Genomic DNA, 22358 nt, shown 5'->3' with positions numbered 1-22358 from the left:
ATTCTATCTGTTGAAAAGAAGTCGCTATGCCTTTAATAACACACCTTGCTGTTTTCGTTCCAGTTGTTCAAACAAACTCTCAATCGTTTTAATCCCTACATGCTCATATTTTGCAAGTATCGCCAATTCACTCGGCAGTTGGCCCACTTTTTCAATTTGATCGGCCTTCAGTTGGCGCAATAGGCTTGGTCTAACTGAGATTTCATCTTCACCAAATGAAATTTGTGCAATTTCTTCCGTCACGATAATATGACGTTCTTTGTAGAAAAAGAAAAGCTCACCGGGACGTTGCAATTTTACCTCTCTTCTTGCTTTTTCCTCCTCAATAAATACCTTTAACTCATTGAATAAGATACCATCATTCTTTTCGCTGAAACTTTTTACTTGTTTATATAGACCTTCTAAATCACTTGGCAACTCACTCATAATTCGAGCCTGTTGCTCGGCTCCCAATCGAATTAAAAACTTTTCTGACTTATCGAAGCGCTGTGGAAGCAAAAATACATCCCTTAGGAAGTAAGGAATTTCAATCGATTCTCCCTTGTAAGTGATACTTCGTATTGGGGTATAACCCGGCAATGTAACTGTGGTAGACTGCTTGCGCGGTTCAGTTTGGATATCTGCTCCCCCTGATGATTCCATCGCATTCTTAAGCAACTTCTCCATTGCTTGTAGACGCAACTCAATCTCAGATGTATCATAAGTCGTATCTTTTTGCGGTGTTGGATCCTTATACTCCGGAATGTCTAATTCAAATGATACATAAACTTCGACAAACCACTTTACAACGACATATAAGTTCTCCCATGTAAGTAATGCTTCCGAGAAACGGAATGGCCTGACTTCATGTGCTGCCAGGTTGCCTATTTGACGTATGGAGTGAAGGGCATCCCGAACATCATTTGGCAAATAACCTTCCTCATTTAAAATAACCAATTGCTCCAAGAATGTCGCACGTTCATTAATTTCAATCTTTTCATCTTTGATTACCAACCGAATAATGTTCTCTACAAAACTTCGGGAATGTGTCAACATTATTCTTGGACTAGTAAAAATAGTTGACTCTAATTCACGTGCAACTTCAGATAGTTCTTTCGTGAATGGTTCTAAGAATTTATAAAAATAGGTTTCATTAGTCATAAACTATCATCCTCTCAATTAAATTCTAAATGCCGTTATTTGAATATATAGTACTACTTACATTAATTTTACCACATTGGAAACCAATGTTAATGCACTATTATTTTCCTACAGACTATATAAAAAAGCCAGACTTCAACAAATGTTGAAATCCGACTTAATGACTTATTTATAATATTTCTCAATTTTTTCATACAAGCACTTCATTTCTTTCACTTTTTCCGTAGCTATCTCTGATAGTTCTTTCACTTTCTGATGATTGATTTTCTGACTATCATCTAGTAAATATTCTTCAATTTTAATATGATAACCATTTTCAAGCATCAGAAGTATATTCTCTAAAATTAGTTGAGAAAATCTTGCTTTGTCGTTAAAAGACTTTAGGTCATTATAAATTGCAGATGGAGAAACATTGATTATATCTGAATCCTTTATAACTTCAGTGTGATATTCCAATTCTTTAATAAATATAACAAGATCTCTATGACTCTTAGCTTGACTGTTTAAAAACAAGCCTATTGTACCAGTTGCTTTTATAAATGAGTCTTGAACAACTTTAAAAACTTTTTTACCCTCTTCTTTTGTGGCTTCTGTTTGGCTTTTTATTTGCGTTCTAGTTGTAACATATGAAACTAAAACTGCTCCAACAATTGTAAGTAATACGACTGAAGCATTTAAAATCCCATCTGGAGTAATACATCGCCAAAAACCTTCGCAACTATTTACTAATTCTACATTAATCAAGATGCATTACCTCTTTTCATTGTGAAACGTCTCCAACAATGTATATTTAAGTAGTTAAATAGAGTTTTGCAATTTCATTTCCTCAATCTGATCATCCTGAAGTACATACACATATGCCTTATCTAATAAACTATGCAAATCCTCAAGATGCTCGTCACTAATAATGAAATCAGGCTTATCCGTTAAAATAATGAATCGTTCTTCTCCATTAAATCGTTCGCTATAAAAGTCAACCAATCCCAAATTGCCATATGCTTTCAATAACTTTCGACCGTTATTTCGTTCGTGAGTTTCTATCAAATCGTGATAGTCAGTTGCAATCAAACGATACGAAAGACCGTTGGGAATCAATTCAAATTGTGCATTTTTCTTTGGAGGTTGTAGTGTAATAGTACGTTGCTTATCAATGACTCCAAGTCTTTTTATTTTTTGCTCCTCGATATCAATTAATTGTGCGTTCATTTGATTGATTAGTGCAGAATTTTTATTGTCGTGATTGTCGGTCTGGTAATGCATCAGGCGATCAAGTGCATCATTATATTGCTGTTGGAATGATTCAATTAAGTAATCATACATTTTATTTAATTGTGTTGTACGTTTTTTCTCAATGGCGCTTCTTTCTTCAATTGCTAATTGCAATACTTTCCGTTGCAAAATGGGTTGCTCGTTAAAAGGAAGTTCTGTAACAGCGGTTGCGAACTTGTCCAACGATAACCAGTAGGGTGTTAATTGAATGACTGAGCCATCCATGCGTTTTGCCACAAAAAATAGCTGGTTTTTTAATTCTTTTCCTGTGCCATCTTTATATACAAGACGATAAGCATCCACTTCTAAATGCTCAGGTACGTTGTAAGGCAATAAATAACGCTTGAAGGCGAACTGATCACTAGCCTTCAACAAAAGCTTCTTAGCGAGTGTGTATAGAGGATGCAATTTTGTTATATAAGGTATTTCATCACTACTATGCTCAATATAGCCTGTGTACCGATAAGAATCTGTAAAGCTTGTTTCTTTGGCAAATTGGTCGCGAATAAGTTTAGGGAATCGTTCTATACGCTTCACATGATTTTCATGACTATCGAATATTTTTACATTCGAACTGGTAAAAGCATGGTCCATCAATTCCACATACATTCGATTAGGTATTTTATTGATTTCAATATCGAATTGCGATTGCTTCATTGCAGAAACATCTATCGCATCGGAGTCAAACTGCATTTTCTTCATCGTTTGAATCAATTCTTTATGTTCATCGCTAAGCCCTTTGTCCATTTTTTTTATGACGTCATCCAAGTTCTCGCGCGTTAAAATCGCTTCCTTCATTAAATCGGCTAAATTAATGTCGCCATCTAATAAATCCCCCATAATGTTATAGACTAGATCACTACCTAAATCTTCTTTCATCGAATCTAGCTTTGTTAATAGACGGGACAAGACATAACCTTCCCGTGTATTCGCAGCTACTAGATTAAAAATAAACACCTCGTTTTTCTGCCCAATCCGATGAATACGCCCCATGCGTTGCTCCAAACGGTTAGGATTCCAAGGGATATCATAGTTGATCATTTGATTACAGAATTGAAGGTTAATGGACTCGCCCCCAGCATCCGTCGCCAACATAATTTGGGCATGATGACGAAATAACTCGACTTGTTTACGTCGTTCATCCATGGAGAAGCTACCCATGATTTTTGCGATTTGATCGACTCTATTGCTTAACTTCGCTTCTAAATACTTCAATGTATCTACAGATTCTGTGAAAATTAATATTTTCTCTCCTGTAAAGATTAAGCCATCTACGCCAAATAGCATTGTCTCTAATTCTAAGTACTTTTTCTCTAACTCATGTTTTTTCAAAGAGGTTGTCATGATTAATAACTTTTTAAGCTCTGAAATTTCCTCTTTCAGCAAATCAACATCAATTGTATCTATAGCAAGTTCTAACTTTTTCTCAAGCAAATCGGGTGACTCCACTACATCTTCTTCTAAGTTGTTCTCATAGAGCTTTTCGAGTTTTTGGGCGTACTTTTTTCGCTCTAGTTCAGTATTCTCTAAAATCGCTAACATTTTTTTATAGCGACGCCCGAGCGACCTATGTATCGCTTCAATTGATGAACTCAATCGACGTTGTAAGAGCATCATTGCAAAGGCAGTACTATTGTGGCCAGCATTTAATGCTCGATTAAAATGAGTTTGTACATACTCTGTTACCGCGTTATATAATTCTAGCTCCGGTTCTGTTAAATTATATTGAATCGTTTTGGTCGTTCGTTTCGGAAAAATAGGTGTGCCATCAAAATTGACCATGGACTCTTTTAATCGACGAATAATAAAAGGATTGGTCTTATCTTGAAGCGTCTCGCCTGCTGGGATATGCTGAAATAAGTCCGGCTCTAACAGCTTCATTAGTAAACGAAAGTTTTCGGCATCCCCCTTATGAGGTGTTGCTGTTAATAATAAACAATGTTCTGTTTTGGCTAATAGTTTTTCTCCAAGTTGATAAAGTTTTGTTTTGGATGTTTTTTTCTTAATTTTCCCGTATGAATATGCAGCCATCTTATGTGCTTCATCTACAATGACTAAATCGAATTGAGCTTCTAAAATCAATTCTTTAATTTCGTCGCGCGTAGACCAATAAATCGAAGCTAGACAATGGTCATTTTCAATAAAAGGATTCAGGTTGCCATATTCGTTTAAAACGGCTCTGTTGATGATTTTAAAAGACTCTTGAAACTTTTCGTCCATCTCTTCTTGCCATTGACGAAGCACTAGTGGTGGCACAAGTATTAAAATACGTTGGACACTTTCACGGGCCTTTAATTCTTTTATCAGCATGCCGGACATAATCGTTTTTCCGGCGCCGGGATCATCCGCTAATAAGTATCGAATGTTCGAAGAGGTCAACATACGATTGTAAACAGCCTCAATTTGATGGGGCAATGGAATAACTTCTTGATTTCCAAGTGCGCGCGTTCTAGAGAACCGATCTTCTAACTCTAGTATTAAATATAATAATCTTTGTTGGATGGATTCTCCTGGCAACTCTATACTTAGTTCACTAGACGTGCTAACGATTGTTAATTTTTCGATATCATGTGGCGTCAATAATTGCTCGTAATATTGATTGGATTGACGTCCGATACCTTCGAGCAAATGATATTCTTCCCCAAATGCTTCTAGTTTTTTTATTTCAATGGTCTCCGGGAAAAAAGGACCATTGATAATATCTCCAATGTTCATAGGCTACCTCCAAAAAAGTCCCTCACTCAAAAGAGCAAGGGACTGTAGGGTTTCTTTCTATTATTGTATCGCGAATGGTTTTGATGATTGTAAAACGTTCCTGGTCCATATCCCCTATACGTACATGGTAATCGAACGGGAAGAAGATTGCACTATTATTTACTACTTCCAGTGAAATGCTGTTCGTATCATAGTGGATCATGAGTACTGCCAATAGCAAAGATTGCAGTAATGGATGAGTTAATGATAGTTCAAACAAGTTTTTTTCATAGACACCCGATTTAATCATCTTTAAAATTCCCCATTCTTTTACAGATGAAAAAACTGCACCCGTTGCTACTTCTACACGCCGACGATCTCCATAAAGGTTTTTCATCTCAGAAAGGACAGTTCGGCTATACACTTCATCAGCCATCTTTAAATTCTTTCCTACATAGAGCATTTGCTCTCTAAAATAGGGATACGCAATGCTAACTAGACAATAATGAACAAATTTCTTTTCTGTTGTATTGAAATAAGGGTATTCTGCAACCAAACTTTCACGAATTTCTTGAATAGAAGGCTCTACTAAACTCCAGGTTTTCATTAACATGGTAATGGCGTTTTTTCTAGATTTTTCGCCTTTTATAGAGCTAAGTAATTCTGCATCCAACTGTGCGTACATGTCTTTTCTATCTGAATAATGTCGTAGGAGATTCGCTGTAGTATCTAAATATGCGAGTTGTATTTTTTGATCAAAACCTACTGCTTTCATAACATCTACCTACTTCCTATCTACTAACTTTGATGAATGGTACAATCACTTCTTCAATATGAATGCCACCATGCGTAACGATTTTTTGATGATTAGGAACGAATGCCCCGTTGTTTTCTGCTAATAAAACATGGTAATCATTCGGTAAACTGGTATCGTCCCAAATCATCGTATCTTGCTGCTCATTCGCTGTATGGTTTCTTATATTGAGTGAACTGTATATGCGAGCTCGTTCACCTTTAGATTCAACAGTAACGCCTTGGCTAATGCGTCCCCTACCGATACATTCAACGTTTCCATGGTCTGCAGTGAGGTATACTTGAAACCCAGCAGTCATTAAATCCCCTATAAAAGAGGTTAAATACTGTGAGTGAAGCCAAGTATTCAATTCTGACTGAACGGTTTGAATACCTTGTGCAGCGCCATGCATGAATTGGTCAATCACATCAATGACAGCACCGTATATACGGATAGCAGGCGAAAATTGATAGGCTAGTTGTTGTTGGTTATAGGCGCTTAAGCCTAACGATTTCTCAAACGCAATATTTTGTTTTGAAAATCCTTGTTCCTCCCAAAATGCTGTCCATAAAGCTTTTTCTTTATGCGTACTCGTTATGGTATTTGCAAAGAACCGAGGTTCGTGTCCAGAAAATAAGGCTTGTCTAGAAACAGAGGTCACACTGGGTACCCAGGCAAACACCGCATCTTCTTCAAAATGCCAGGCTGGTGAGTGAAGATAATCTTTAATTAAATGCCATTGCGTAAAGCTCATACCATCCAACACGACTAACGCAATCTTTTGATCGGCTTGTCGTGCTAAATAATGGGGAATTTGATGTACCATTTTTGGTTTGGGCACGACAGGTAACGAACGAAGCTGCTGGAAATTTTCGAACATCCACCGTTTAAATGCCTCATTTGCTTTTGCGACGTTGGTTTGAAAACTCTCGTGGTACTTCCCTTCTTTTAAGTGTTGCTGTTGAAGTAACCCAAGTTCATTAGCGAAACACAACCAATCATTCCGTTCAAAGCTTGTATACTCCTCTTTGAATGGAGAATGTTCAATAGAAATCTTCTCTTCTTGAATAAGTAATCCCGGTAGCATCCACTGTTCAAATCGAATATCGTTTGGTACTTCAACTGGTTCAACAGCTGTGTCAATATATCGTTGTACATAAGGATCATGGAATAAATTAAAAGTATAAGACTCGTAACTTTCCGCGACTTGCTTATTCGCTTGGTGAACAAAATGATGGATATATTGTTGCCACTTTGTATTTAAAAAATGATGAAATTCTTTCTTAGATTGAAAAATCGTGATACTAGCCGGTGAAAGCTGTTTTGTTGGCAGCGTGAGTAATCTTTCTAAACGCTCAAACAAAAAACGAGGAAGTCCCTCATCGAATCTTTCGTAATAGAATAAGCCGGATTTCACTAAATCTGTTTCAGTGTAAATTCTTGATGCATGAATACCACAGACGTCATTTAGTAAGAAGTCTGTGGTTTCAAGACTATTCAATCCTTGTGCAATTGAATGCTGAGCTATATAAATTAGCTCATACATCCAACCAGGGCACTGCCGTACAATGGAAGGTTCTAAATTTGGAAACAGCTTATTAAAGGACAACGTTACACAAACGGCTTGTTCATACACATCGTAAGGGACTCGGGTGAACTGACTATTTGAGATAACGATAAGCAAGCTTGAACGTTCAGTTCGATGCAGATGCCGAAATTCACTTTCGTAATATTCACGGAAAATGACGGGATCTTCATAAAAATGAAGTGTGCAATTTTGTCGGGATAAAATGTCTTGTATCGTAGATTGACCAAGCAGATTATATTCATCGGATACAACATATATAAACCCGTTTCCCGTGAAGTAAGATGCGATTTTTTTAGACCAGTTCAACCCTATCACCTTCTTTTCTTACATATCTAAACGAATTTGTGCATTGTCGTAATACATTAATAGCTTATCGTCTTCCTGGATGACACTTTCAGGTAAACGATCACCGACTGTAACAATTTTCGCGTAGTCTTTATCACTCCACGCCTTTTTGAAGCCTGCCCGAATAGCTTCTGTACGGAATTGTCTTAATTTCTTTTTATGTGTGCCCAGTTCTTCTATATAGCTCTCGAATTCGCGTAATAGCGATTTCTCGCGTAGCTTTTCAAGGTCTGCTTGCTTATTTGGATCTGGTACATACCAACGATTCAGCGCTTTGTCTTTCATCTTCTCGTCGTCATTTTCTAATCCACGGAAATCATGATAATTTCGACGTAAGTAGCTACCAATTTGATCTGGAACGACTTCGTCCCCTTCATAACGTAAGAAGTTTTGGAGCAGTAAAGAATCCAATTCAGGTAATTGCTCATGTTTGGCAATATGTTGAATTTCCTTCATAAACTGTGGGTGTAAATCTTGGCGTGTCTGTGGTTTTTTCATCAATTGTTGACGAATCCATTCAATCGCACTGTTCTCATCTGATACGAATAAGTTCATTTGGGAAAACTCTTTCACAAGGATGCGTTTCTTATCGTATTCAGCTACTTGTGATTCTAAAAATGCCATGCCATCACGCATTGGGAAACGTTGTGCCACACCTGATTGGAACTCTGCTGAAGAAATGGGTACGGGCAAGTTATTTTGAACGTGATAAGCTACCATTCGGTCAAACAGAATACGTGGTGTACGTTCAGGAATAACTGATGCCTCTCCTTTTATTCCTGAAAATATTACTAGTTGTTCTAAGTACTGAGTAACAAAAGACCAGGCCGATTCGGGAGTATTGGTTTGTTCTCGTATTGCAGTAATGTATTCTTTTGAAGGCTTATATGCTGAGATAACTAAGTCTTGTTTGACTGCTGTCATAGACGTTACTGCTTTAAAACTACCTTGTTTTTTATCTAAAGCAGCTACGTTAGCAATAATAAATCCAGCTTTTTGAAGAGCGTTTTGAATAGAGTTCCAAATACTTGCTTGAGAGTTACTGAACTCGATCGTTATCCATCGCTCAGGTTTTAATAACCTATATAATTCATTTAAAGCACCATTCATTAGAGTTTCATATTCAAACAGACTTTTCTTTTGAGTATTATTTACAATTGCCTCTGTTTTATTATCAGTATAGACTCCCATAAAAGATTCCCAGATAAAATTCAACTCGGAATACATTAAATTTGAACCGAATGGAGGATCTATGAAAATATAATCGATACTTTCAGAATTAATATTACTCAAATCAATAGATGACTGATTAGTTATTATGCTATTATTCGACTGCGGGATTGTTTTCATAACAGATTTTAATTTGCTTCTAAATGCAGCAGTTATCGGACGTTCTCCGTTAACACTGGGTACATATAATGTTCCTGTTACAGAACCGAAAGAAAATAGCCCGCCATCTGTCAAGAGTCTTGAGATATTAACCTTTACCATTTTTGTTGAGTATGAAAGGCTACTTCTTAAGATCCCTAAAAATAATGATTTAAATTCGCTTGACTTTACTTTATCTAAGATTAAAGAAATAGTTAATAAATTTCTTTTACTGAAAAAGTGATGAGTATGAGTTAGACCAATTTTATCATTTCGTCTGGACTCATCTCCATCAACCATTCTGTCAGTTTTGATTTCATATGGCCAGTCAATATTTTCTATTTCTTTGATTAAATTCAAATCATATTCATCAGGTACTTTATCATACCTTTTTCCATTATATGTGTAATTAATCAGTACTAACTTTTGGGAAACTTTTTCTATTATGTCATCTAGAATTGGATCATATTCTTTAAGCAATAAAGGCTGGATTTTACGTTTAGTCAATAGTGCGTTACAGGAAGGGCAATTAAATTCATCTTTAACTTTTTTTATATCTTTGTCTACAGCGATATCGAAAAAGTTAAACGAGATTCCACATTCTGAGCAGATGAAATCATCACTCCAAACTGCATAATTAACCTCACCTTCAATTTCTTTTCCATTTAAAATATCCTTTGTCTTAAATAACTTGTCTACGTGTAAGGATATGTCATTTATAAGGCGATCAGCTTCAATTGTAAACTTTTCTTTATCAATAGAACTATTATAATTTGACGAAATAAGTGCTGCAGTAGGAGATAAATCATTTAGGATAACTTTCCTTTCCCCCAATTTGTAAGAACCTTCATCTGAATGAATGGTGTCATCTTTATCTATAATGAAGCCCATTGAGGCTATCTCTTTTTCATTACCACACATATAACCAGCAACGCCGGTCATTCCAGTTCCAGAAAATACATCTATGATAGTGTCCCCGGGATTAGTATAGTGTAAAATATATTTCATGATTGCTTTGTGAGGTACTTTTGTATGATAGCTGTGAGCATTGTAAATCATCCCGCTTTTACCAATACTCACATCACTTGCATAAGGACCAACTTTTTTTAATTGACGATTTTCATTAGAGTCAACTAATTCATTAATCCAAGGATTTGGACATGCCGTGTAATATGGTGGATCTGATAAAGCAATGATATTTTCGTCTTCTCCAATAGGAAATCCTTCTATATTTTTTAACTCAGGTAGTTTTTTTCGTAATTCTTCTCTGAAATAATCTCTGCGGGCTTCGTCGTTTTCAAATGTCATGCCTAGGCAGACAACGGGTGTGTTGTCTGCGGCAGATTGTTCATTTAGGAAAGAAAGCTGTTCGTCATGGTGTGACATGTGTTTCTCCTCATTTCTTTAACATAATACGTACTTGGTTTGTTGGTGTTGTGCCGACCGTTTTTGTAATAAGTTCATCGAATCGTTTTCGTAGCTCATCAACCGCTAATGGGTGTCCATTGGCCATCATTTCTTCGATATCAGAAATGGATAGTTCTATTTTGTGGATCCCTTTTAATAAGTCGTTGATTGCCTGGATTAGACGAATGTCCAATGGCAATGTGAATGCTTGGTTTGCAATGAGTGCTTCCACTAGCTGTTGTTGCTCTGTTTTTAATAGTGAAATATTTTCTTTTACCGTTGGATCATTGAAGTTCGTAAGTAATGTTTCTGTCCAGTTTGCCAACATTTTTGGTAGTTCTTCCTGGATTTTCTTCAACGTTGCTTTTTCGTTTGTTGCAATTTCGATAGGACGGAATTTACACTCCGAGCACATCGGTGCATGCTCTAATTTATCTTCGGACACGTGATAGCAAGTTTTTAATTGAGACAATGTTCGTTCCCAATTAAACAATTCTTCTTTGGGTAAAATTGAAATATGGGCAGCCAATTCTTTTAATGCCTTCGTCTGTGCATCGCTTAATAATTCGTTTTTCAGTATGTTTTCGGTTGCGTTTAAACGGGATTGATCATGCGCTTCAATATATAACTGGATATACTCTTTTTTCAATGCATCGAGTGCAGTGAGTTCCTTGGTTGTATCCTGGTGTTGTTTTAAAGCGTACTGTAATTCATCTAATGCATCGTCTACATGTGAAGACCAGTCAGACTGGCTGCCAACGTTTGGCTGTGCAATTTGCAAGTAACTGACACGCTGTTGAATTTCTTTGATTTGTTGCTCTAACTTAGTAAAAGAAGTAAGTTTATTGATAGCTTCTTGTTGATTTTCAATCGTCGCTAGATCATATTTCAAGTTACGCATTTTTGCAGGTGTATCATATCGTTTTAGACCTTCACAAAAATCCTTGTATTCCTCCAGTATGCTCACGTTTTCTTGAATTTCGGCACTGTTTAGTAATGGACCATCCCATGTTGGGAAGCCTTTTTTTACTACTTGGATCATATTCAATACGTCAAGTATTGCATTGTTTGCCTTACTTGTAATCGTCGTAATCGTACGCTTTAAGCTATCATCCTCGTAGTTAGCAATGCGCTCGTCAAAGAGATTGGCTACAGCATTTAACTCAGCAACAGGAAGGCCTGTAGGTTTTTTTATATGGCTAAATTGAGTGAGTTTCGATAAAGGAAGTTGAATGTACTCCTGTAAATTAGAAGCATTGTATGTTGTCCCCTCAATCGTTACTTCTACTGCTCCTGTATAGATCATAGCTCCGAGTAGTACTGTAAGTAGCTCAGGTTCTAGGTGGAACTGTTTTGTATATTGAAGGTCTTCAACCCCGCGAATAAACACCGTATGGATTAATTCATTATGATTAATAACTTGGCCATGTCCTTTTTGTTCTAACAGGTCTAAAACCCATTTGGCAAACCCAGATTGTTTTGTAGCTACTTTACCGTTTGTATCAAATAAGACTAAGCCATCTAAAATAGCTTCCCCTTGCTTCGTTTCTTTTCCATTTATATAGTGGAGTGCGTCTCGGATGTACGATTCTAAATTCGTTTTGGATAAGTAAGAGCCTTGAATCTTTCTAAATGCAGGATAGTCCTCATATTTTTGCTCAAACCAATTGGTTAAAATGCCTTCTGAAATGATATTAATTATTTCTTGAATGGTCGCGTTTGCGGGTAAAAACATTCCAAAATCAAGAACACTTCCCTTTTTTCCTTTATAAGTGATTTCAAATGAGTGTACAAAATTATCGTTTAGCCATTTATTGATTTCTTTAAAGTAACTTTCTATTTTCCTTGTGTATAGACTTCTTGTCGCAGATGCAGATTCTGTTTTCAAATCATTGGCAGCTGCATATAAGCGTAACAACTGTGTAAAGTGTTCATCCTTTTGGTTGAGTTCAAAAAAGAGCTCATCAGGCTTTTGCTCGTCTTTAAAAGGTGTTTTTAGATAAGGACGTAGCATGTAGATATAAAAATCGCGTTCAGGCTGTGCAGTTGAGCGTTCGTTTGGAGCGCCAAAAAACAAGTACCCTTGGCGTGTAATACGGCGAGCATCCCAAGGAAGGTTGTGACGCCAAATTTTATATCCTGATACATACGTATTGTCATCGAGTGTAATGGCTTGTTTTAAAATATCGTAATAGAAGCGATCTAATTTATCATCTTCAATCTTTTCAGCTTTTTGCTGAATTAAGCTATCAATGTCAATGTCCTTTTTAAGGTCCAAATAATACTGCCCATTGGCTTCATTTGCAGAAAGGTATTGGTAACTTACAGTTTTCTGGATTTCTCTAATCGCTGCATCAACATTGGTTTTCAAGAAATCAGAGGCATCATCTAAGTCGCTTAAAAGGTCCATTCCTCCTGGAGGTGTTAAAAACAACTCATCTCTTAATTCTTCGGCTGTTAAGCCGACTTTGTCATAGATGTCTGATGTAGAAAGACGGTATAGTGACAATGCATTAATGATACGTAAAGAGATTGGTTTGTAAGCACGTTTCTCTAAAGCATTTTGCACGCGATCTTTCAGTATTTTTGCTTTATCCATTACTTCTTTAACGTCAGGGTTTGATTTATATGAAGGATCTTCCTCGATGAATTTCCAGTAGCTATCATACGAAATTAGTCCTGGCTCCCCTTCAGGTAATTCTTTTTCAAGAACGCTATTCATCTCAAGGCTTATTGTCTTTAGTGCTACACGTTTTTCGATACCATTTACCTTTTCAAATGCACTTAAGTAAGCAGGATGAATCGGGAAAAGATTCACATACGATTCCATATTTTCATTTAATCGACCATATAGCGTCGTGAATTTGGATAAATGCTCCCGAATCAAAGCTTTTTGTTCATCGGTCTTTTTCAATAAACGTTCTGATACAACATGTGCGATATCTTCGCGAACGATACGAACTTGCTCAAAACGTTGCTTTACACGCTGTAATGGCTCGGCCACAAAGTTGAAACTCGGATTATCAAATAGCATTTCTTGAATACCTGCGATAAACCGGAGGCGAGTTTTACCACAAATTTCTCCTATTTCGCGAAGGAAACCTAAATCCAGTGTGATTTCTTGCTCCTTACGTCCACGTAAATAATCTAATAACTCATCTACCACAACGAGCAACCCATGTTTAGGGAATTTTTCATTGAAGAGCCCCATCATTTCTTCAAGAGCGTCTTTGTTATTTGTAATTTGATCGAATGGAGGAAATGTAAAATCGACACCCATCTCAGCGAGTCCATCTTCAATATTGGATACTAAAATGTCGCGTAATGATGTACCGACACTACCAATCTCCAAGCGAATTACTTTAAACTTCCCTTCAATTTCCTTCGATTTTTCTGCAACATTAGAATTTTTAATATGACTACTTGCACCATCACGTTCAGCGATGGTAGAAATGACACTCATTAAGTGTGATTTACCTGTTCCATAATTACCGACAATGAGCAGCCCTTTATTATCAACAGCCCGATCAAATTGGAGTTGATTGATGATTAAATCATTTAATTGTTCTGCCATACGTTCTGAAATAACATAAGTATCTAGTAATTGAAACGCTCGGTCTTTGTCGTTGGCATCTGTTAATTGGATTACTGACTCAATTGGTTCAAATTGAACTAACTGTTTATATTGCATATGGTTATCCTCCTTTTATTTAATTACTAAAGTGCCGTGAATGGGAAATTTCGTATACTCGGGATGTACGGGTTCTGCGTGTATGAACTCCTGCTCTGTTAATTTGCCACGCAAAGCTATGACTAGGGTTTTATTTCGGCTAGCATTCTTAAACAAATCAAATGGATTTACTGATAAAGAAGGGTCAAATAATAGTTCGTAATAATCAATGCAAATGGTGTTTTCCGTATAGGAATTAATGGTTTTATTAAAAAAATCTGTAACTTTGTATAAACGCCGAGTTTGTGGTATTCCCTTTAATAAACGGGAGAATTCGATGTTCAGATTTATATATGGGATGTCATGTTGTTCACTAAAGCCAAGTACGGTCTTACCATCTTTAGAATCGTGAACATACACCTGTCTATGATATTGTTTATTTATTTCAGGTAGTATTTCCTGTAACTTTTGAATTTGTTTTAAGTTCATTGGATCCCCCAATCCCAAACATAAAAAATTATCAAAGATTTTCTGGTTGAAATAACATAGATCTTAACTAAGAAACGCCAGTAAAGGCATTTTAATCTACTAATACCATTGTCATATAATTCTTTCACTTTATCAAGGACATATTCCCTAAATACTTCATTACTTTTTATCTCTCGATGATGTAAAAGTAATGAAATCTGACCTACTTTATATTCTACTTGTAATGCTACGATATTTCCAGACACGTTATCTTCTATTAAAAAGATGTTACTTCACAATATCCATTTAGGGTGAATTAATCAGGGAAGGAAAAAACGTAATAGGGAAAAGATCCAATTGTCGGGATAGGTAAGCATGAGCTTATATTAGATTGTACGATTATACCAATTATTAAAGACAGAAATAGAATTCAATATAAAACGCCCCTCACCAACTCCAAAAGCAGTGAGAGACGCCAACGATACATTTATTTGGTCTTTGCATACCATGCCGCTCTAAATCCAGTTGTTTTATTTCCCTTTTCAAGCCTTATGAACCGCAAACCATGGTTTAAATAAGTGGACAGCGATTTGCCAATCTCTTCTCCTCCAATTACATAAACAGTTGAGGATTTGTGACGATAGTCAATGATTTCAAAACCTAATGCTTCCATCTCAAGTAGAATTGTCGACAATTGGTTTTCATTATGCTGTTTACTATTCACGTTGCTTTTAGGCTTAATTTTTCACTTTACTATTATCTCTGGATAGATGCGAAATATTGTTTTCAAAATTAATATCTATATACCAAGCTGATTCGCCTTGGGTATCTTTATTGCCTTTACTTAAGAAGGTGAAACTATTATTTTTTGGAGCAATCCTTGATAGTTCTGTTACTAATTGAATTTTACCAATGATATATATCCTATCTGGTCTTTCTGGGTGGATGAATGTTTCGAAGCCCGAGCGTTCCAGCTTTTCTTTATACACCATTACTTCTGAATTACCGAAAAGGTCTTGCTGTATGTGAGTTATTTCGTTCTTCTCATCATCCAGTAATAATAAAGATGATTGCTCATGTGTTTTTTTCAGCAAGGGGGCTTTATTCGCCAGTTTTCCAACTTTAGTCATTGTTGGCTGTCTTTGAAGTAAAATATCTCTCGTATTAATTGATTGATTAGACTGTTTAACTTTTAGTAAAGAATCCTCTTCCTTAGGAATATCAACTTTGCTTTCTATCTCCATATGCTCCTCGTCAGTTTCACCTTCAATAATTGGATTTGATAGTGACGCCCATTCAGAATACGGTCTTATGTTCATTTCATCCAATGTTGCCCATAGAGTGTTAAGTGCTTTTTCGGGATTATCGTAATATACGCTGCCTAATACCCTCCAAAATGTCCAACCAGCCCTTTGAAGCAACCGTTCCCTTTGAAAATCCCTTTCGCGGTCGTCAACGGATGTATGCCAATGGTCTCCATCACATTCAACTGCAAGCCGTGATTGTTCTCCCTGCACTACAAGATCTATTCTGAAGCCAGCAACCTCGTACTGAGGGATAACACGATACCCTTTGGCAACTAATGCGTCAAAAACGCTTTCCTCGAATTTACTTTCACATTTTTTACGATTTGCCTCTGTTTCTTCTTTTAAAGGATTTGCAATATAGTTAAGAAGTTGATACCTCAAGCATTCCTGATTGCTAATATCATTTACAGAGAGGGAATGCATCACCCACAACTGATCCTTCGCTCTACTGACAGCTACGTTAAAACGTTGTCTGGCAGAATCAGTGGTCAATGCAGTCACACGTGTTTCACCTTTTGCTGCAATCATGGATAGAAAAATGACATCCCGCTCATCTCCTTGGAATGCATAGGCATCTCCACAGATAATTTGACGTTCCTCCATCACTTCTGCACCCAGTTCAGCAATTAGTTTATTCTGGATGAGCTTTGCTTGGTTATTTCCAAGCAAAGAAATAACGCCTATTGATTTACCATCATATTTTTTCTCACTAATACAATTTCGAATTTCTTTTACAATCTCATCTGCTTCTACTTCATTGTAAGCATTTTGAGAACTTCCTACACGTACCCCATGCGGCAAGTATCTTGATATGATTGGCTCCAACCTATTAGCTGGGTATTGTCTCAATGGTATTAAAGGTTTGTTTGAATACGATATCATATTCGAAAAACCAATAATTTCCGGCATGCATCGGAAATGCTCACGTAGTGTGATAGTATCCTTAAACATTACGTGTGCAACGTCAAAAAACGAATTATTTGCATCAAGCATACCTGCAAATTCAAAATTAATTGATTTAAGATGTTTGTTCTTAAGCTTTACAATATCATCGGCATTTACACCAACAATACTCGGACTAATCTGCTCTTTGTCCCCAACTATGATCATTTTCTTAGCCAAGTATTTTAGAAGTAATGCATCATGCCATGACTGACTGGCTTCATCTACAATTACAATATCAAAAAGCCCTGGTCGTATTTCGAAATTTTCAAAGACACGATTCAGTGGCATAATCCAAGCAGGTATGGCGTCTTTACATTTTTCCATATGCATTTGTGCCTCTGCAATATAGCGGGGAGCATTTTTACCGGTTCCTTTTCCTATGTTTTTAACTGATAGCGCCCATGCCTTTAGGTGCTTAGCTTGTATATCTGTCATTTTTCTCAACATACTGATCCAAGCCTTTTGCGTTCCTATATCCGTAATTGTCTTTCTAATTTCCATTTCTATTTCATGATATTTAACAGAAAGTGCTGCCTCATCCTTTTGCATAAAATCCCAAAGCCAATCTTTCGTTTTTTTCCAGTCTTGAGCCTTTTCCCAAATAGCACTTCGTTCTGCCCAAACAGAATCTGAAAAGGATGATTGGAGAACGTTCAGTAATGTAGGAGAATGCTTTTTGATTTCTTTTGTAATAACGGAAACTTCACGGTCTCTCTTCATTACCTTTTGATAAAACTCATACTGCTCCCAATTAGAAGATATCTTATCGATGTCCCGCTCAATAATTGCCTCATTCAACTTGGGATACAATGAATGTATGCCTTCCGACATTAGGCTTTCAACCAATTTCACTGCTGTAAAAAGATCATCTGATTTTTTCTCAGAACTTCTTTTTATAGTTAGTAGCTCTATATTGGATAACAGTGAATGAGTCAAACTTTCATTAAACTTATCAGCAGTAAGGAATTCAAATTGAGATAGAATTCCATTTCTCCATTCTTGAATGTGAATTGCCAACTCTAACTGGGACAAAGTACTTTCATATTCTTCGATAATTAATTCTTCAACGAACGGCTTTTCATCCAATAAATGAGGGATAATCATTTTCTCTATGCATTCAAATGCATGTTCAGCTCTGGCATAAGCGTAGATGGTCTTTACTTGGCTTTCTGACTTAACCGGTAAATTATTGTATTTGACTTTTCTTAGTGTTTCTTTATATTGCTTAACAATCTTTGGTCGGAAAATAAATGTACCCATTTTACCACCATTTGTGATATGGCCAACCAAGTCCTCGCTCATTTTCTTTAAAGATGCAATCGAAACATCATCCACGGAAATAAGGGATCGATCAAATTCACTTTTCGTTTCATGGATTACATGGATATGCTCTTTCAAATCTTCAAGCACTTTATGCCACAAATGCCCTCTGTTTTCAAAGATGTCAGTTACAACTTTTCTAAGTTTAGGATATGTGTTAAATAGTAGCGGTCTACATAAATCGCCGAACCTATTTAATTCCACACTCAGATTGGATAAATCATCGTCTGATAATCCTTCCAACATTTTCTGCAACTCAACATCCTCTTCCTGATGTAGTGCAGCGTATTTCTCATTTAAGTCGTATTCTTCTTTGATTACATCAATAGTAGATTTAATATCGAGCATTTCTAAAGAAGGGTATTTGTACTCTTTATACTCAAGTGGTACCTCCATATCAAGACCCATCAACTCGATATAGCGATTGACAAGATTTTTCTCTTTTTTCAGGAATTCAGTTTCAGTAGATGAAGGCGTAGTATACCAATCAAATTGTTTTGCATTCATATTCAACTGTTGTGCAATCTGTTGTGCAGTTCCGTTAAACGGAGGGAAACTATGGACATAAGTTTCGGCTTCTCGGACTTCCATTAGCTCCGTCTTGGTTATATTAAGTGATTTTTTCAATTCCTTTAAAGCTGATTCCATTGTTTCAACCGAAAGTGCCATTTCGGATAAATTGAATCTTTCTTTATTTACACTAATACTTGATACTACTTTTTCAAGATCTTTCATGGAAGAAGCATCACCACCCAAAAGACTTACAGATAGGTCTTGAAGGTCTTTAGGTAATTTAGATTTCAACACACTTAGCGCCTTAGCCGTTTGACTTGTTATCAGTATTCTTTGTCCTGTTGCAAGCAAATGCGACGTTACATTTGCTATTGTATGGGTTTTACCTGTTCCCGGCGGTCCTTGAACTAACACGCTGCTCTTGTGATTCAGATTTGATATAATTCTATCTTGTTCATCATTAGAAGGTAATGGAAAGTAAAATTCTTCAACTTCATGGAATGCATTGTCCTCTGCTTCGTTATCTACTACATTAAACATATTGGCCATATTTTCAGGAACAGCCGAATCATCCATTTTCTTTAATTGCTCAACCGCTTTTTCACAGGCATGCTGAATGCTTTTTTGGGATTTCTTTCTTAAAACGAACGCAGGTGCTAAGGAGACAATGGGACCATCGTTCGTTCGTTTAGAATTTTGGAATGAATTATCATAAATCCCACGAGAATCGAGTGTATTCACTATATTTGTAAGGATCAGGGAGAACTTCTCTTTAATACTTCCCTCTTCATAAAACCCATCCAATAGTGATCGAACTTCCTTTAATTCATCTCCAGAAAGTCGATCTTCCACTAAAAGCATATCTTCTTCAAAATCAAAAAGATGTCCTTTGGAAGTCGGTGCAATAATCATTTCACCGGCTTCCTTATTAAAATGTAGTTCCACTTCAGAGGTAAGTAGATGTCGTTCAATCGCGTTCTTATTGTCCTGCTTCCATCGCAATAAACCTACAGAAACAACAAACTCAAGAAACTCGGAATTATTCTGCAAGTCTTGATAAGTTTTATACAGTTGATCGTACAAAGATTGGATTTTATTGACACGTTCATATTCTTTAAAATAGGGGGTACATACTTCATCTTTTAACAGTTGGATTTCATTTTGAATGTCAGGTAAATCCTTAAGATAAATTTCTTTTTTTTCAGTTTCATCTTCATCCACTAAATCATTTTCAATAAATATACTTTCATATACATGTATTTTTGTCCGCTCTATAACTACCCATTCTTTTAAACTTTCCGGTACTTTTGGGATTGTAGGAAATAAAGGTTTTTTAACATACAACCAGTCATCCATATCAGTTCTAAAGGCATCAATGCATTCAGCACCATTCGGAAATTCACCGACCCAAAGAACCCGTGCATAATTGGAATAGGAGTAAACAGGTTTTTGTTTGAGCTGCATTAATTCACTTATGTATTGAATAAGACTTGAAACTTTTTGACTTAATGGTATTCCACTCATAAAATCACCCCTAATATTTAGTCAACCAGGTCTTTTGAATTACAATTCATATTCTTATAATAGCAATGAAAATATGGCACCACAATGCATTGACCTTGAATTTCATTACCATGATCACGTACTCTTCTGCAACTTTTCTCCTCTTTCCAATTTATTCTTTACCAAACCAACCTTTTAAATACAACTATTGTCACAACCGCCAAAGCATTAATATGCCGCACTGCTTGTCTACTATTCCAATTCAATTGCCAAATATCTTGATTTTAATCCATGAAACGCCCCTCACTTTCGTAAGTCGTGAGGGGCGTCAATACTAAAAGTAGTGTATTCACTAATGCGCTATTATTCCGGAAAAACATTATGAGGCATAATCTTATGAGTCAATAAATCGTTTACTTCCACAATTCCTATTTTCGGAAAATCATTTCCTTTGTAATCAGTAAAGACCCCACACCTAGCGGCTTCAACTTTCATATTTCTTGTAGGTGATTTAAGGGTGACAAATACCCCTAAATCAGCTGACTCATTATCTACAACAGTATTTAACTCCCGTATATCTTTAACGGACACTTTACCGCTCTTAACTTGTATAATACATTTACCTAGATTTCCTATCTTGCCATTTTCAAAATATCTTATTCCATCAATGCCACCATCAGCACCCTTCGAAATAGAATTATAATCTTTTTTATAATTCATCCCTAATAGCGACAGTGCCCATATCTGAAATTGGAATCTATTGTTTTTGGCTAACTCTTCTGCCCCTTCCAAATCAACAGGTTCCCCCTGGATATTAAAATTTGCCAGCATACCAAACTCGTCATTTAATCTATCCTTTATTGTAGTTATTGCTATGTGAGTTATATCAATACCAATCCACTTCCTACCTAATCTCTCTGCTGCGACAACTGCAGTGCCGCAACCGCAAAAAGGGTCCAATATTGTATCACCTGGGTTTGTAGCTGCCAATAATATTCTTTCCAATAATTTTAGGGGTTTTTGGGTGGGATATCCTACTCTTTCTTTTGATGTCGGTGTCAATGCAGGGATATCTCACCAGTCTTCCGGTATTTTCCCCTTAGGGTTAGGTTTATATAATTTTCCGTTAACCAAATTACCCCCATTATTTTTATTATTGATATAACCGCCTGTACCAACGTAAGGTATCCGAATAGCATCTGCATTAAAAGTATAATCTTTGTTTTTAGCATAAAAGTATATAGTATCGTGCTTTTTGGCAAAGCTTCTTTTTCCTCTGCCGCCTTGTCTATAACACCAGATTATTTCGTTTTCAAAGTTTCTGAATCCAAAAATTGCGTCTAAGAGAAGTTTTAAATAATGCGAAGCAGACGGATCGCAGTGTAAAAACAAAACCCCATTAGGTTTAAGTATCCTATACATTTCTAATAATCTTGGTGCCATCATAGTTAGATAAGCCATCATTTGATTAGTTCCTAAAAATTGTCTCATGGAGATTAAGAAGTTTGATACCAGATGATTATTATAGTATTTTATTGTCTCTAAATAAATTTTCTCCGCATCATTATTCCAATACCATGTATCTTCAAAAACTTTAATTTGAGCAGATGACTTTTCACCCTCCATATTAGTAAATATTTGATTATAATCCCTATTACTATTAAAAGGAGGATCCAAATATATTAAATCAACTGTCTCGCTTCCGATTTCTCTTTTCATAACTGATAGATTATCACCAAAAAATAATTTATTATTCATTTGTACCACCTTTTCTATTAGTGGTACAAGATATGCCAAGGTTGGCTTGTACCATAACGAATACTGCGGTGTTAAAGAAAGGAACTTAATCTTGCACATTCAAGCAATAGAGACAGGGATGGAACCATCGGAGGAAGTGACAGTGTTATTTATCCAAGGGAGTTTACGCTGGTCCCAGGTGTTACAGATTCAATACAGCAATTAAAACAGTCGGGGATCTTAATCTGTTCATTCACCAACCAACCCGGTATTTCCAAGGGTGATGCATCC

The 22358-nt window shown here is 36.3% G+C and carries 12 protein-coding genes; all 12 read right to left on the bottom strand.

Translation table 11 applies throughout. The features are described from left to right. Nucleotides 1–24: 24 nt before the first annotated feature. Complete coding sequence (locus P5G49_RS12085) at nucleotides 25–1140, bottom strand: DUF4145 domain-containing protein (RefSeq protein ID WP_301244137.1); 1116 nt, start codon at nucleotides 1138–1140, stop codon at nucleotides 25–27. A gap of 165 nt (nucleotides 1141–1305) precedes the next feature. Next, nucleotides 1306–1884: a hypothetical protein gene (locus tag P5G49_RS12080; RefSeq protein WP_301244135.1), complete on the bottom strand. Its 579-nt coding sequence runs from the start codon at nucleotides 1882–1884 to the stop codon at nucleotides 1306–1308. A 54-nt stretch (nucleotides 1885–1938) separates the two neighbouring features. Further along, nucleotides 1939–5124 carry a DEAD/DEAH box helicase gene (locus P5G49_RS12075; protein ID WP_301244133.1) on the bottom strand — a complete coding sequence of 1062 codons (3186 nt, stop codon included), beginning with the start codon at nucleotides 5122–5124 and terminating at the stop codon, nucleotides 1939–1941. 22 nt (nucleotides 5125–5146) lie between these two features. Continuing rightward, nucleotides 5147–5878, bottom strand: a complete 732-nt coding sequence (locus tag P5G49_RS12070) for a hypothetical protein (protein WP_301244131.1) — start codon at nucleotides 5876–5878, stop codon at nucleotides 5147–5149. Between the two features lie 16 nt (nucleotides 5879–5894). Then, a complete protein-coding gene (gene pglZ / locus P5G49_RS12065; RefSeq protein ID WP_301244129.1) occupies nucleotides 5895–7799 on the bottom strand; it encodes a BREX-3 system phosphatase PglZ in 1905 nt (634 codons plus the stop codon). 9 nt (nucleotides 7800–7808) lie between these two features. Then, nucleotides 7809–10583, bottom strand: a complete 2775-nt coding sequence (locus tag P5G49_RS12060; RefSeq protein ID WP_301244127.1) for a DNA methyltransferase — start codon at nucleotides 10581–10583, stop codon at nucleotides 7809–7811. Nucleotides 10584–10593: 10 nt separating this feature from the next. Continuing rightward, nucleotides 10594–14295: a DUF6079 family protein gene (locus P5G49_RS12055; RefSeq protein WP_301244125.1), complete on the bottom strand. Its 3702-nt coding sequence runs from the start codon at nucleotides 14293–14295 to the stop codon at nucleotides 10594–10596. Between the two features lie 15 nt (nucleotides 14296–14310). Continuing rightward, on the bottom strand, nucleotides 14311–14763 hold the full coding sequence (brxF, locus tag P5G49_RS12050; RefSeq protein WP_301244124.1) for a BREX-3 system P-loop-containing protein BrxF: 453 nt from the start codon (nucleotides 14761–14763) through the stop codon (nucleotides 14311–14313). Between the two features lie 466 nt (nucleotides 14764–15229). Further along, nucleotides 15230–15466: a hypothetical protein gene (locus P5G49_RS12045; RefSeq protein ID WP_301244123.1), complete on the bottom strand. Its 237-nt coding sequence runs from the start codon at nucleotides 15464–15466 to the stop codon at nucleotides 15230–15232. 13 nt (nucleotides 15467–15479) lie between these two features. Further along, on the bottom strand, nucleotides 15480–20351 hold the full coding sequence (locus tag P5G49_RS12040; RefSeq protein WP_301244121.1) for an AAA domain-containing protein: 4872 nt from the start codon (nucleotides 20349–20351) through the stop codon (nucleotides 15480–15482). 342 nt (nucleotides 20352–20693) lie between these two features. Beyond that, entirely contained in the window at nucleotides 20694–21392 is a 699-nt protein-coding gene (locus P5G49_RS12035) for a DNA methyltransferase (protein ID WP_301244119.1), read from the bottom strand. Between the two features lie 12 nt (nucleotides 21393–21404). Further along, nucleotides 21405–22088 carry a DNA methyltransferase gene (locus P5G49_RS12030; RefSeq protein WP_301244117.1) on the bottom strand — a complete coding sequence of 228 codons (684 nt, stop codon included), beginning with the start codon at nucleotides 22086–22088 and terminating at the stop codon, nucleotides 21405–21407. Between the last annotated feature and the right edge of the window lie 270 nt (nucleotides 22089–22358).

The sequence above is a fragment of the Sporosarcina highlanderae genome, assembly GCF_030433715.1.
Taxonomy (GTDB): Bacteria; Bacillota; Bacilli; order Bacillales_A; family Planococcaceae; genus Sporosarcina; species Sporosarcina highlanderae.
This window is presented reverse-complemented; position numbering and strand designations above follow the sequence as displayed.

Coding starts and splice junctions, on each gene's coding strand:
- P5G49_RS12085 (WP_301244137.1), bottom strand. CDS start 1,140: ATGACTAATGAAACCTATTTTTATAAATTCTTAGAACCATTCACGAAA.
- P5G49_RS12075 (WP_301244133.1), bottom strand. CDS start 5,124: ATGAACATTGGAGATATTATCAATGGTCCTTTTTTCCCGGAGACCATT.
- P5G49_RS12070 (WP_301244131.1), bottom strand. CDS start 5,878: ATGAAAGCAGTAGGTTTTGATCAAAAAATACAACTCGCATATTTAGAT.
- P5G49_RS12060 (WP_301244127.1), bottom strand. CDS start 10,583: ATGTCACACCATGACGAACAGCTTTCTTTCCTAAATGAACAATCTGCC.
- P5G49_RS12055 (WP_301244125.1), bottom strand. CDS start 14,295: ATGCAATATAAACAGTTAGTTCAATTTGAACCAATTGAGTCAGTAATC.
- brxF (WP_301244124.1), bottom strand. CDS start 14,763: ATGAACTTAAAACAAATTCAAAAGTTACAGGAAATACTACCTGAAATA.
- P5G49_RS12040 (WP_301244121.1), bottom strand. CDS start 20,351: ATGAGTGGAATACCATTAAGTCAAAAAGTTTCAAGTCTTATTCAATAC.
- P5G49_RS12030 (WP_301244117.1), bottom strand. CDS start 22,088: ATGAATAATAAATTATTTTTTGGTGATAATCTATCAGTTATGAAAAGA.